Source organism: Mycobacterium sp. 1245805.9 (genome assembly GCF_001672915.1).
In the GTDB taxonomy this organism is placed as follows: Bacteria; Actinomycetota; Actinomycetes; order Mycobacteriales; family Mycobacteriaceae; genus Mycobacterium.
Genome location: NZ_LZKR01000164.1, coordinates 1 through 12,074, shown reverse-complemented (window position 1 = coordinate 12,074; position 12,074 = coordinate 1). Strand labels below are relative to the sequence as shown.

Annotated in this window: 14 protein-coding genes, 1 tRNA gene and 3 pseudogenes; 8 read left to right on the top strand and 10 right to left on the bottom strand. The window is 67.4% G+C overall.

Features of this window, described 5'->3' with window-relative positions; translation table 11 throughout:
- A pseudogene (locus A9X00_RS32075) lies at positions 1-281 on the top strand (DNA primase); the annotation flags it as partial.
- A 141-nt stretch (positions 282-422) separates the two neighbouring features.
- Here A9X00_RS32075 and A9X00_RS32815 read toward each other — a convergent pair.
- Positions 423-494: pseudogene (locus tag A9X00_RS32815) on the bottom strand (hypothetical protein); the annotation flags it as partial.
- Between the two features lie 172 nt (positions 495-666).
- Here A9X00_RS32815 and A9X00_RS30145 point away from each other — a divergent pair.
- Positions 667-1,206: pseudogene (locus A9X00_RS30145) on the top strand (DNA primase); the annotation flags it as partial.
- Here the strand turns inward: A9X00_RS30145 and A9X00_RS22175 are convergent.
- A complete protein-coding gene (locus tag A9X00_RS22175) occupies positions 1,181-1,459 on the bottom strand; it encodes a hypothetical protein (RefSeq protein ID WP_067158433.1) in 279 nt (92 codons plus the stop codon). The pseudogene A9X00_RS30145 and the gene A9X00_RS22175 sit on opposite strands and share 26 nt — an antisense overlap.
- Positions 1,460-1,611: 152 nt before the next feature.
- Here A9X00_RS22175 and A9X00_RS22170 point away from each other — a divergent pair.
- Together A9X00_RS22170 and A9X00_RS30895 are read left to right on the top strand one after the other, a co-directional pair.
- A tRNA-Asn gene (locus tag A9X00_RS22170) sits at positions 1,612-1,687 on the top strand.
- A gap of 3 nt (positions 1,688-1,690) precedes the next feature.
- Complete coding sequence (locus A9X00_RS30895) at positions 1,691-1,828, top strand: hypothetical protein (protein ID WP_197515236.1); 138 nt, start codon at positions 1,691-1,693, stop codon at positions 1,826-1,828.
- On the opposite strand, the gene A9X00_RS22165 is transcribed toward A9X00_RS30895, so the two are convergent.
- From A9X00_RS22165 to A9X00_RS22145, 5 genes are all read right to left on the bottom strand, one after another.
- Complete coding sequence (locus A9X00_RS22165; RefSeq protein WP_067158432.1) at positions 1,816-2,097, bottom strand: hypothetical protein; 282 nt, start codon at positions 2,095-2,097, stop codon at positions 1,816-1,818. The two genes, A9X00_RS30895 and A9X00_RS22165, sit on opposite strands and share 13 nt — an antisense overlap.
- Before the next feature lie 250 nt (positions 2,098-2,347).
- Positions 2,348-3,031: a serine O-acetyltransferase gene (gene cysE, locus A9X00_RS22160; RefSeq protein WP_067158430.1), complete on the bottom strand. Its 684-nt coding sequence runs from the start codon at positions 3,029-3,031 to the stop codon at positions 2,348-2,350.
- A 2-nt stretch (positions 3,032-3,033) separates the two neighbouring features.
- Positions 3,034-3,966 (bottom strand): cysteine synthase A, encoded by a 933-nt coding sequence (cysK, locus tag A9X00_RS22155; protein ID WP_067158428.1) that lies wholly within the window; start codon positions 3,964-3,966, stop codon positions 3,034-3,036.
- 319 nt (positions 3,967-4,285) lie between these two features.
- Positions 4,286-5,932 carry an NAD-dependent malic enzyme gene (locus A9X00_RS22150; protein WP_067158426.1) on the bottom strand — a complete coding sequence of 549 codons (1,647 nt, stop codon included), beginning with the start codon at positions 5,930-5,932 and terminating at the stop codon, positions 4,286-4,288.
- A gap of 65 nt (positions 5,933-5,997) precedes the next feature.
- On the bottom strand, positions 5,998-6,933 hold the full coding sequence (locus A9X00_RS22145) for a DMT family transporter (protein WP_067158424.1): 936 nt from the start codon (positions 6,931-6,933) through the stop codon (positions 5,998-6,000).
- Positions 6,934-7,019: 86 nt separating this feature from the next.
- On the opposite strand from A9X00_RS22145, the gene A9X00_RS22140 reads away from it, so the two are divergent.
- Positions 7,020-7,577, top strand: coding sequence for a carboxymuconolactone decarboxylase family protein (locus tag A9X00_RS22140; RefSeq protein WP_067158422.1), 558 nt, complete (start codon positions 7,020-7,022; stop codon positions 7,575-7,577).
- A 15-nt stretch (positions 7,578-7,592) separates the two neighbouring features.
- On the opposite strand, the gene A9X00_RS22135 is transcribed toward A9X00_RS22140, so the two are convergent.
- Complete coding sequence (locus A9X00_RS22135; RefSeq protein WP_067158420.1) at positions 7,593-8,180, bottom strand: TetR/AcrR family transcriptional regulator; 588 nt, start codon at positions 8,178-8,180, stop codon at positions 7,593-7,595.
- A 111-nt stretch (positions 8,181-8,291) separates the two neighbouring features.
- Between A9X00_RS22135 and A9X00_RS22130 the strand changes: the two genes are divergently transcribed.
- The 3 genes from A9X00_RS22130 to A9X00_RS22120 are packed head-to-tail and all read left to right on the top strand — an operon-like array spanning position 8,292 to position 9,938.
- A complete protein-coding gene (locus tag A9X00_RS22130; RefSeq protein WP_082975433.1) occupies positions 8,292-8,858 on the top strand; it encodes a peroxiredoxin-like family protein in 567 nt (188 codons plus the stop codon).
- Between the two features lie 5 nt (positions 8,859-8,863).
- Positions 8,864-9,391, top strand: coding sequence for a GNAT family N-acetyltransferase (locus A9X00_RS22125; RefSeq protein ID WP_197515234.1), 528 nt, complete (start codon positions 8,864-8,866; stop codon positions 9,389-9,391).
- Positions 9,392-9,407: 16 nt separating this feature from the next.
- Positions 9,408-9,938 (top strand): DUF417 family protein, encoded by a 531-nt coding sequence (locus tag A9X00_RS22120; protein ID WP_255363097.1) that lies wholly within the window; start codon positions 9,408-9,410, stop codon positions 9,936-9,938.
- Here the strand turns inward: A9X00_RS22120 and A9X00_RS30140 are convergent.
- Entirely contained in the window at positions 9,935-10,240 is a 306-nt protein-coding gene (locus tag A9X00_RS30140) for a hypothetical protein (protein WP_067158415.1), read from the bottom strand. The two genes, A9X00_RS22120 and A9X00_RS30140, sit on opposite strands and share 4 nt — an antisense overlap.
- A 103-nt stretch (positions 10,241-10,343) precedes the next feature.
- The coding region (locus tag A9X00_RS22110) for a sulfite reductase flavoprotein subunit alpha (protein WP_197515233.1) at positions 10,344-12,074 on the bottom strand (1,731 nt) is incomplete at its 5' end.

The following is a 12,074-nucleotide window of genomic DNA, read 5'->3' as shown; positions in this document are numbered from 1 at the left end:
GCGCGACGAAGGACTGCCCGGCCAGGTTCTGCTCGCCGCCGAACGCCTTCAAGGCGGCGGCGCGCCCGGCCGCGTCCACGGAATCGCGAGCCGCCCGTCCCGACCCGCGCGACCCGATCCTGTGGGCCCAGCGCGAGGCCCTCAAGTCGGCGTTGCAGTACCCGGCGCTGGCGGGCCCGGTGTTCGACACGCTGACCGTGGAGAGCTTCACCCACCCCGGCTCGCGATTCCGTGGACGCGGTCGGGGCGGGGGCGGCGGGCTGACGCTCGGCCCGGCGGGGAGGCTCGGATGCGGAGCCGCTTCGAGAAGGGGACTTGGCCCGTTTGGCCTCGCCGCGGACCCGCTCGATGACCTGCGCGACGTCGTCCCAGCCGACCCAGCCGGCGAGCTGGCGGGCGTACTCGTCGCGCAGCGTGGGGTCCTTGATCTGGCTGACCATGGGCACGCAGCGGCGCAGCGCGGCGACCCGGCCCTCGGCGCTGTCGAGGTCCATCTCGGCGATCGTGGTGCGAATCGCGAACTCGAACAGCGGTGTTCGCCGCGCCACCAGGTCGCGCAACGCGACGTCGCCGGACTTCAGCCGCAGGTCGCACGGGTCCATGCCGTCAGGTGCGACCGCGACGAAGGACTGCCCGGCCAGGTTCTGCTCGCCGCCGAACGCCTTCAAGGCGGCGGCGCGCCCGGCCGCGTCCACGGAATCGCGAGCCGCCCGTCCCGACCCGCGCGACCCGATCCTGTGGGCCCAGCGCGAGGCCCTCAAGTCGGCGTTGCAGTACCCGGCGCTGGCGGGCCCGGTGTTCGACACGCTGACCGTGGAGAGCTTCACCCACCCCGGCTACGCGGCCGTGCGGGCGGCCATCGAGGCCGCGGGCGGTACCTCGACCGGCGTCACCGGGGCGGAGTGGCTCGAGGCGGTGCGAGCGCAGACCACGTCGAGCCTGACGGCGGGCCTGATCAGCGAGCTGGGGGTGGAGGCCATTCAGGTCGACGAGGAGAAGCTGCCGCGCTACATCGGCGGGGTGCTCGCCCGCCTGCAGGAGGTCTGGATGGGCCGGCAGATCGCCGAGGTGAAGTCCAAACTGCAGCGCATGTCACCCATCGAGCAGGGCGACGAGTATCACGCGCTGTTCGGCGACCTGGTCGCCATGGAGGCCTACCGGCGCAGCCTGCTGGAGCAGGCTAGCGGCGATGATCTGACGGTGTGAGGGCCGGATCCGCCGGTCGCTCGAGGTCGCGCTGGACCACCGCCGTCTGGTCGTCGATCTCGGTCAGGGTGACGAAACCGGCGTCGGGCGAGATCCGGTTCGCGATCTTGCGGCGTCCCCCCTCGATCATCGACTTGGCCACGGGGCTGCCGGTCAGCGCGCGATACGTGCCGACCAGCTGCTCGTATCGGCGGCGTCCGGCCTTCGAGCCCAGCACGTAACCCAGTCCCAGCACCACGACATACCGGATCAAAGCGTTCCTCCCGACGATCGATGGCTCCATCCTGCCTCACTTTCGGCGGTTGGCGCGCGGGGCGGGTAGCCATCGGTGTCCCGCGCCGGCCATGTCCGGTCAGTTGGGTAGAGCTGTGCCAGTACGCTAGAGTCGTCCGGCGATCGGTTTAGTCCCCTGTAGCTCAATTGGCAGAGCATTCGGCTGTTAACCGAAGGGTTGGTGGTTCGAGTCCACCCGGGGGAGCCAGGTGTGGCTGCATCGCCCGCGCTCTTCGGGCATTGGTGTTGTGCGCGGGTGCTCGCGTCGATGCCCCTGCGCATCTGGCGCGCCGACGAGGTGACGCCGCTGAGCCCGCACCCCAACGACCCCGCCGGTCACAGCAGGTAGGTCAGGCCCCATTCCGTTTCGGCCGCTAGCCGGGCCGCGTCGAGCCCGGTGTCGGTTTCGGCGGTTCCGCCGGCCAGGGCCACCAGGGCCGAGGCCAGCTTGAACAGCAGTACCTCGTGTCGCTCGCTGGCGCCGAGCAACTCCCGAAACGCGGCATAGGTGCTGTACCTGCGCCACCCGACGAGTATCCCCACTGCCGTATCAAGGGCTCGGCTGGCCTGGTGACGGCCTTCATCGATATGCCGTTGGCCCGCAAGGATTTCGGTCATCTGCTGACCCCCTCCTGAAAAGTTCTGCGACACAACCCAATAGCGGCAATTTTGCTGAAAGAAATTGGGCAAACCCACGTCTCGCGCAAAAAAGGGGGCCGCGAACGTCAGCGAATCAACGGCAACAACAGCGCGTCGAGGCCCATGGCATAGGACCACTATAGGGCACGGTCAACGGACACCGGTATGATATATCTCTTTGGCTCACAAGGGATTTAAGCCTTGCGCACCGGGCGACGCCGGATCGCCCTCAGATTTGGAAGTCCTCACCGTGCCAGACCCCTGCCTCGGGCGGGCGGATCACGCGGCCATTTTGCGGCCCGTCGTTCAAGGCCTCCAGCTTGGCCACCCGGGTGAGCAGGGACTGCAGGCTGACACCCACCAGATCGGGCATCATCGAGTCGTCGGGGGTGCTCCGCCCGTGGCGGCTGATGACCTGCCCGGGAACCCCGATGACCACTGAGCCCGACGGCACGGGCTTGACCACCACGGCGTTGGCGCCGATCCGGCTGTCGTCGCCGACCTTGATCGCGCCCAGGACCTTGGCCCCGGCGCCGATGATCACGCGGTCGCCGACGGTCGGGTGCCGTTTCCCGGTCTCCGCGCCACTGCCACCGAGGGTGACGCCGTGATACAACATGACGTCCTCGCCCACCTCGGCCGTCTCCCCGATCACTACGCCGGTCGCGTGGTCGATGAACAAGCCGGGGCCGAGGACGGCACCGGGATGGATGTCGACACCGGTGAAGATGCGGGTGAGCTCGGAGAATGTCCGCGCAGCCACCCTGGCGCCGCGGTTCCACAGCCAGTGGCTGACCCGGTGGCCCCAGATCGCGTGCACGCCCGGGTAGGCGAAGACGACCTCCAGCGTGGTGGGGGCGGCCGGATCGCGCTCCCTGGCCGCCCGGATGTCCCGCCGCATGGCAGCGAGCACGGTCAATCCGCCACGTCGGCGAACAGCGGCGTGCTCAGATACCGCTCACCGAAGTCGGGAAGGATGACGACGACGAGTTTGCCGGCGTTCTCCGGCCGGCGCGCCACCTGCAGGGCGGCCACCGCGGCCGCGCCCGAGGAGATGCCCACCAGCAGGCCCTCTTCCGCGGCCAGGCGCCGCGCCAGGTTGAGCGAATCGTCGTTGCCGACGGTGATGACCTCGTCGACCAGGTCCATATCGAGGACCGGCGGGACGAACCCGGCGCCGATGCCCTGGATCGGGTGCGGCCCCTTCTGCCCGCCGGACAGCACGGGCGACGCGGCGGGCTCCACGGCGATGAACTGCGCCGACGGCTTGCGTTCCTTGATGACCTGGGCGACGCCGGTGATGGTGCCGCCGGTGCCGATCCCGGACACGAAGATGTCGACCTTGCCGTCGGTGTCGCGCCACACCTCCTCGGCGGTGGTCGCGCGGTGGATCGCCGGGTTGGCCGGGTTCTCGAACTGCTGGGGCACGAAATACCGCTGGTCGGTCTTGGCCAGCTCCTCGGCCTTGGCGATGGCGCCCGGCATGCCGTCCGGCCCGGGGGTGAGGACCAGTTCGGCGCCGTAGGCGCGCAGGAGCATCCGCCGCTCGATGCTCATGGTCTCCGGCATGGTCAGCACGCATCGGTAGCCGCGCGCGGCGCACACCATCGCCAGCGCGATGCCGGTGTTGCCGCTCGTCGGCTCGAGGATGATCGTGTCGGGCTTGATCAGGCCTGCCTGTTCGGCCGCGTCCAGCATGGCCACCCCGATGCGATCCTTCACGCTGTTTGCGGGGTTGAAGGATTCCAGCTTGGCGACGACGTCGGCGACGGCGCCTTCGGTGACCCGGCGCAGCCGCACCAGCGGCGTGTTTCCGATCAGCTGTGTGACGTCATCGGCGATGCTCATGAAGCTTCCTTAGCGGTCTCGGTTCAGGTCGGTACGTGGTTCGGCGGCCTGCCAGATGTTACGAATTCGATGGCTCTATATCTTCCTGAGGACTTGGGATTGCCCGCCTCCTGGTGCCGTCCGGATCCGGAAAGCGCGAGGCTTCTTGAGCGTCGGAAGGCGTCAGGGGATCAACAACAGCGACAACAAGCGTCCACGGCGGGGCGGCGCGTAAGGACAAGGCGCGGCGGTGTGGCCTGTTGCATAGTGCCAACTATAGGACATCGTCGTATTACGGCCCTTTGCTACCAGGTTCAGCACGGATGCAGTTCGGAAGGGCTTAGTCGTAGACGGGCGTCCACATCGTGTCGGCCACGGCCCCCGCGATGTCCGCGTGGGTTTTCGTGGCGACCCCGTCTTCCACGGCGGCGTGATAGACGGCCTCGGCGACCGCCGTCGAGATCTGGCGCAAGTTCTGCACGTCGGGCAACAGAGAATCGCCGGGGTTCGTCGGGCAGGCCTGGTGCACAACGGCTTTCGCGGCAGCCTGCAGCATGCCCGGAGTAACGGTCCTGGCCCGGGAGACGATGATGCCCAGCCCGATGCCCGGGAACACCAGCACGTTGTTGGCCTGGCCGATGGTGTAGGTGACGCCGTCGAACTCGACCGGCGCGACCGGGGTGCCGGTGGTGATGAGCGCCTTGCCGCCCGACCACTCCAGCAGGTCGGCCGGCATGGCCTCCATGCGTGAGGTCGGGTTGGACAGCGGAAAGATCATTGGGCGTTGGCAGGATGCGGTCATCGCATCCACGACCTTCTGGGTGAACGCGCCGAATACCGTTGAAGAGCCCAGCAGAATCGTCGGCGACGCGAGCTTGATCGCGTCCACCAACCCCACCCGATCGCCTGCACCCACCCCCAGTTGCGCGCGGTTCTTCGCGTAGGGCACCTGGAAATCGCGCAGGTCGTCCATGTCGTCGAAGAGCAGGCCCTGCTTGTCGATCGGCCAGATCTGCGAGGCGGCCTGCTCGGCCGTCGCGCCGTCGGCGATCATCGCGTCCCGGATCTGATCGGCCACGCCGATCCCGGCGGTGCCGGCCCCGAAGACGATCGTCTTCTGGTCGCGCAGCGGGATGCCGGTGACGTGGCATCCGCCGTACACGGCGGCAACCACCACCGCGCCGGTGCCCTGGATGTCGTCGTTGAAGATGCAGTACTCGTCGCCGTAGGTTTTCAGAATCTTTCGGGCGTTGAGGGGCCCGAAGTCTTCGAAGTGCAGGATCGCGTGCGGAAAAAGCCGGTGGGCGGTCTCGATGTACCGCTTGATGAAGGCGTCGTACTCCGCGCCGCGACGCCGGGCGTGGCGATTGCCCAGATAGAACGGATCCTGCAGCAGCTGTTCGTTGTCGGTCCCCACGTCGAGCGACACCGCGATGCAACGGCGCGGGTCGATCCCGCCGCCCGCGGTGTAGAGCGCCAGCTTGCCGACGGCGATCTGGATGCCGCCGACACCCCAGTCGCCGATGCCCAGGATCGCCTCGGCGTCGGTGCATACGATCAGGTCTACGTCGTCGGGTCCCAGGCCGAAAGTTTCGAAGGCGTCGGCGATCTCGTCCGGCTCGTCGATGCTCAGAAACAGTCCGCGCTGCCCGCGGTATTCATCCGAGAAGCGTTGAATCGCCTCACCGACGGTGGGCGTGTACACCACCGGCATCAGCTCGGGCAGATGGTCTTCTAGCACCTTGAAGTACAGCAGCTCGTGCCGGTAGTGCAGTTGCTCCAGAAGCAGGTTGCGGCCCAGATCCGTACCGAGGCTTTGCAGTTGGTGCCACACGCGGTCGGCTTGCTCGTCGAGCGTGAGGACCGCCGACGGCAACCGGCCGGTCAACCCCAGGCGCCGGCGTTGCTCATGGGTGAATCCCACGCCGCGGTTCAGGCTCGGCGCGGCCAGTGCCGGCGGGATCCGCGGGGTGTGGGGATCGCTCATCACAACACCGTAGCGCCGATCGCGGTTAACGCATCCGGAAGAGCTCTTGTCGATCCAGCTGCTCGCTACGAAGTTTGCCCTGATACGCCCGTGTTCATCGTGGTAACTGGATCGCGGAGCCGGGTGCGGCTATTGGCAAGTATCAATAGGCCAAGCACGATCAGGGCCCCTCCGATCGCGGTGCGCGCCTGCGGGGGTTCGCCGAGCACCATCACACCGGTGATCGCTCCGGCGACGGGTTGCAGGCTCAGCATCAGCCCGGCTCGTGAGGCGCTGACCGATGGGATGCTTCGGTTGAATGCGATCATCGCCGCGACGGTCGAGGCGAGCACTGCGATGGCGGCAAGCAGGTGCGCAGGTTTCGCGGTGCTGAAGTGGTTTTGCTGGGTGGCCCACGACACCGCCACGAAAGGACTGACGGCAAGGGCGGACCCGGCGAATTGCCAGGCGGTCAGACCCAGTGCCGTCGTTGCGGAATGGGCCGTGTGCCGTGACCAGACGATGTAGACCGCGCCGCATGCCACGGCCGTGATCACCAGGAGGTTGCCGACGGATCGATCGCCGGCCATGTCGTTCGGCTCGCCGGCGGTCAGCGAAACCAGGCTGGTTCCGGCCAGGCCGAGAGCCAGCGCGATGGCGCCGGGCACGCCGATACGCTCGCGCAGCACGAGCACCGCCAGCGCAACGGTCATCAGGGTCTCCGTCCCCAGCAGCAGCGATCCGCTCGTAGCGGTGGTCCGGGCCAAGCCGAGGTTCTCCAACAGCCAGGTCAGGCCCGGCAACATGACGCCTTGGGCCATCGCACGCGCGGCGCCACGGGTGTGGAGTTGCCCGGTGACGAGGGCGGCGAGCATAAAGACAAGGGTTGATCCGCCCAGTTCGACAACCAGCATGTCCGCCGGGGTCAGGCCACGTAGCGCAAGCACGGTCAGCGCGCTGCCGACTCCGAACGCAACTGCGGCAGCCGCGACGCCGGCCTCGCCTCGGTGCAGGTTGGTCAACGCGGTTCCTCCTACCAGACTGTACTTCACAGTACAGATGTTGTACTGTGAAGTACAGTCACATCCGCGCGACCTGAGGAGCCGCAATGTCAGCTATCTCCACCGCTGAGTCGTCCACCGCCGGGCCCGACCAGCTGCAGGCGCGGGCGGAAATCGGCCGCCGCTGGGGGCGGGTGCCCAATCTCGGTGCGGTACTTGCCCTGTCGCTGCCGATGACACGAGCGGTGCTGGCGTTCGACGACGCGCTCAGCGAAGGTGGCATCGGCGGCGGGGAGGCCGAGCAGCTCGCGATCGCGGTGTCACACGAGAACGGTTGCGCGTATTGCCTTGCGGCCCATAGTGCCGCCGCGCGTGCCTACGGCGTTGCCGCCGAGGACATTGCGGCCGCACGCACAGGCCACGCATCCGATCCCAAGACCGCCGCCGCGCTGCGCTTTGCCCAGGAGCTCGTCCGCACACGCGGACACGTCGACGACGAGCAGCTTGCCGCTGTGCGTGCGGCCGGCTGGCGCGACGCCGACATCATCGAACTTGTCGGTCACGCACTCTCGACGACGCTGAGCAATTACTTGCACCATCTCAGCAAAGTGCCGGTCGACTACCCCCCGGTGGAGTTCGCCCAGGACGACTCCTCGGTCGCCTGAGTCGTCAAGCGTGGCTTAGCCTTTGCGTGATTTTACCTTTGCACGCGGTGCCAACGCCGCGTCCGTCACTGTGCGCAGCGCCCGGCGTAAGGGTTCGACGCTCCCGCTGACGTCAGCGAGTAGCAGCCCGCCCTGATAGGCCGCAAGCAGGCCGGCCGCCAGGACCGAAGGGTCGGTGCCGGCCAGCAATCCGCCGTTGTCCGCCACGCGGCGCAATCCCTTGGCAAAGATCTCTTCCCAGCGGGCAAACCCTGTCGTCAGCGCCGCGCGGGCGGCCGCCGCGTCGGGGTCGAGTTGATAGACCAGGGATCCGATCGGGCAGCGGACGGGATCGGTCGAGGACGCGGCTTGTCGTGTGGCGTCCTCGCACCAGGCGCGCACATCGTCGGCGGTTGACATTGCGTCGAAAGGCGGCTGTATCGACGAGATCACCCGCTCCACTTGAGAACCCACCACATCGGCGACCAAGTCGGACTTGTCGGCAAAGAAGTGGTACAGCTGGCCGCGACCCACTCCCGCGGCGGCGCCGATCTCGTCGAGCGTCGTCGCGCGCACGCCCTGCTTGTCGAAAAGCAGGCACGCCGCATCCAAGATGCGACCCACCGTCGCGCGTCCTCGATCGGTTGTCGGGTTCGAAATCACCCAACTACTGTATCAAACAGTCCATTTACTGTACTGTGAAGTACAATTGCGTCTAACCTGGAAGGACATCCCATGAGTCTGGCCGTCGGGACGAAATTTCCCACAAAGATCGCCGTGGACACCCCCAATGGGCCCCTGGCGTTGTCTACCTTGCTCTCCACTGGTCCGCTCGTGGTGGCTTTCCATAGGTTGTGGTGCCCGTTCTGTCAACAGGCCGCTCGCGAACTGGCCTCGGTCAAACACCAACTCGACGCCGCGGGGGCCCACGTCGTCATCGTCTACCGCGAAGACGTCGAGACGACTGCGCGCGCGTGCGCCGAGCGCGCCATCCCGTTCTCGTGTGTCAGCGATTCCGATCGTGAGCTGGAGACCGCCACGGACATTCAGAAGTTCTCGATCGCCCGCTACGCTGCTTTCTCGCCTGGGAAACTGATCCATGCCCTGCGGTCGGGAAGCCGTGTCGGCAAAGTGAATTCGGAGTTCCTGCAAGGTCGCGGCACGTTCGTCGTCGACCGCGATGCACGCATCGTCTATGCGCATCAAAGCAGGACCGCGGCCGACATCGCACCGATCGAGGAAATCTTGGCCGCCGTCGCGTCCACCTCTCAAGCTGGCACGCGCGACCGTTCCGGAACCTGACGACAGTGCGCGCCAAGGGCATTCGGCACCGTGGGGCACCAATGACGGGCGTTGACATCCGCACCGCGCGGCCAGCTGACTTTGCGCGCGTCGTGTACCTGGCGACGGCGTTCTACGTCGAAGACGGATTCGACACGCCGGATTCAGAGCTTCGCGCGAACCTGGCAGTGCTGCTGCGGGCGCGCACCGCCCGAGTCGCGATCGCGTGCCTGCGCGATGACATCGTCGGCTTCGCCATCACGACGCTTGGCTTCGGGCTCGAACAGGGCGCCGTTGCCGAACTCGAGGATCTCTTCGTCGAGCCCGCGCATCGACAGGCGGGAGTCGCAACTGCACTCATCGACGACAGCGCCGGGTGGGCTCGATACCGTGGCTGTCGCACCCTCGAGGTTGTCATTGCGCCCAACGGTCACGATGTCGCCCACCTCTTCGACTACTACGCGCGCAGAAACTTCACCGACCAAGGCCGACGACTGCTGGCCCGAAACCTCGATGGGCCGCCCCGACACTCCGGAGACATCGATGGTCGGTAGTTCTGCGGTTCACGTGTTGACGACCGACTCGGCCCGACGAGAGTCACTGGCCGGACGCTTCACCTGGTACGGCGGATTGATCCTCCGTTACGGCATGATCGTGCCGATCCTATGGATAGGCGCGGAGAAGTTCACCGCCGGTGAGGCAAACAGCATCGCACCGCTCGTCGCGAACCAGCCGTTGATGGGATGGATCTATGGAATCCTCGGTGTCCAGACGGTCTCAGACGTGATCGGCGTCATCGAAATCGCCGCAGCCATCCTCATTGCGCTCAAACCGCTTGTCCCGCGAATATCGGCCGTCGGCAGCGGAATCGCGATCGGACTGTTCCTGACTACCGTGAGCTTCCTCTTCACGACACCGGGTGTGGTGGACGGTCGAACCGAAGCGATTCCCATTCTGACCGACACGGGCGGGTTCCTCATCAAAGACCTTGCGTTGCTGGGAGCAGCGGTTTGGACCCTCGGGGATGCGTTGGATGCGAGCGATTCTCGGCGCCGCTCGGCACAATCCCGCTCGCGGCGGCCGAATTTAGCGTGCCGCTAACGGCTGGAGACTGATTCGGACGCGTCGGCGCCCAGGGTTCCGCCTTCGGCGATTTCGCAGACGCAGGGCTGTGCGCCGTTGTGCACCCACCGCGAAAGCCGGCTGCCCTGCTTGCGCATCACGTGCTGCACGTAGACCTTGTCGCGCTGCACGCGGGAGAACGCCATGTCCAGATTGACGGGCAACCCCGCCCAGTCGACCTGGCCGGGCGCCGACGCCCTGCCGTCGGGATGCAGCGGACACTGCCGCCGCGGACAGACATCCTTTACCAGCCGATCCGGCGCTTCACACTCCCGAGCCACCTAAGTCACTCCTTCAGGTGCGCGACCTAATGAGTGAATGGTGCGTCAGCGATGTTTCAGCGGCGGGTGTGCGACGTTTCCGTCGTATTACAGGCCGGGGGCCTCAGTAGACGTCGCGGTGGTAGCGCTTGTCGGCGCTCAGCGATTGCACGTATTCCCGCGCCGCATCCGGGTCGAGGTTGCCCTGTTCGGCGGCGATTTCGCAGAGCGCGCGGTCGACGTCCCTGGCCATGGGGTCGGCGTTGCCGCAGACGTACAGCTGGGCTCCGTCCTGCAGCCAGCGCCACAGCTGGTCGCCGCGCTTGCGCATCAGGTGCTGCACGTAGACCTTCTCGCGCTGGTCGCGCGAGAACGCCAGGTCCAGCTCGGTGAGCAGCCCGTCGGCCCGCATCTGTTCGATCTCGTCGCGGTAGTAGAAGTCGGTCGCGGCGTGCTGCTCGCCGAAGAACAGCCAGTTGGGTCCGGTGTGGCCCAGCGCGCGGCGTTCCTGCAGGAACGCGCGGAAGGGCGCGATCCCGGTGCCCGGGCCGATCATGATCATCGGGGTGTCCGGATCGCTGGGGGGCCGGAAGTTGCTCGACGGCTGCAGGTAGACGGCGACGCGATCGCCGGGGGAGCGGTCGGCTAGGTAGGTCGAACACACCCCGCGGCGGGGGACGCCCTGGAAGTTGTAGCGCACCGGCGAGACCGTCAGGTGAACTTCGCCCGGGCACACTTTGGGGCTCGACGAGATCGAGTACAGCCGCGGCTGAAGGCGCTTGAGGACCCGCATCCACTCGTGGGCCGACGCGTAGACGGGCAGCTGCGCCAGCAGGTCGACCAGCTGACGTCCCCATGTCCAGTTGCTCAGCTCGGCCTTGTTCTCCGGCCTCAGCAGCTCGGCCAGTTTCTGGTTGCCGGTGCGTTCCTGGACGAAACGCACCAAATCCCGGCTGATGTGGGCGATCTCGGTCCGCTCGGTGAGCGCGGAGCGCAACGACATCAAGCCGTGCTCGCCGACTTCGACCGGGGTCTGCCCGTCCAGTCCGGTGACCGACAGCCATTCGTCGACGAGCCGGTCGCTGTTGCGCGGCCACACCCCGAGCGCGTCACCTGCCTCGTAGCTGATCGTGTCCTCGGGCACACGAAACACCAACTGCCGCACGTCCTTCGCCGACTCCGGCCGGCCCAGCTTGATGTTGCGGGCCATGTCGGTGATCAGGGGATGCTTTTTGGAGTAGCCGACGGCGCCGGACCCGTTGGCCGACCGAGCCGGCTTGCTGACCGGGGAGGTGACCGCGCCCGTCCGGCCGACCGGCGCCGGCGTGCGGGCCAGCGCCTCGAGGACCCCGCCCAGCCACTTGGCCGCGGCGTCTTCGTAGTCGGGTTCGCAGTCGACGCGGTCGACGATTCGGGTGGCTCCCCGCTCGGCGAGGCGCTCGTCGAGCTTGCGGCCGTGGCCGCAGAAGTCGTCGTAGTTGGAGTCGCCGAGCGCGAGCACCGCGTAGCGGGTGTCGGTGAATTGCGGTGCACCGTCGGACGTTAGCGCCCGCCACAGCCCGGTGCCGTTGTCCGGTGGGTCGCCGTCGCCGGTGGTGCTGGTGATCAGCAGCAGTTCCCGCGTCGCCGGAAGCTGCGTCAACGGGAAGTCGTCCATGGCGTGCAACGCGACCGGCAGGGCGGCCTCGCGCAACTGCGCGGCGACATCGGCGGCGAGTTCCTCGGCATTGCCGGTCTGCGAGGCCCACAACACCACGACGGGCGCCCGTTCGGGCGCCCGGGCGGGGGGGGGGGGGGGGGGGGCCGGCGGGGGCACGGCGGGGGGCGGCCGCGCCGGGGGGGGGGGGGGGGGGGG

Bases quoted from the DNA above. Each gene is read 5' to 3' on its own strand.
- A9X00_RS22130 (WP_082975433.1), top strand. From the start codon at position 8,292: ATGAGTCTGGCCGTCGGGACGAAATTTCCCACAAAGATCGCCGTGGAC.
- cysK (WP_067158428.1), bottom strand. From the start codon at position 3,966: ATGAGCATCGCCGATGACGTCACACAGCTGATCGGAAACACGCCGCTG.
- A9X00_RS22165 (WP_067158432.1), bottom strand. From the start codon at position 2,097: ATGACCGAAATCCTTGCGGGCCAACGGCATATCGATGAAGGCCGTCAC.
- A9X00_RS22150 (WP_067158426.1), bottom strand. From the start codon at position 5,932: ATGAGCGATCCCCACACCCCGCGGATCCCGCCGGCACTGGCCGCGCCG.
- A9X00_RS22140 (WP_067158422.1), top strand. From the start codon at position 7,020: ATGTCAGCTATCTCCACCGCTGAGTCGTCCACCGCCGGGCCCGACCAG.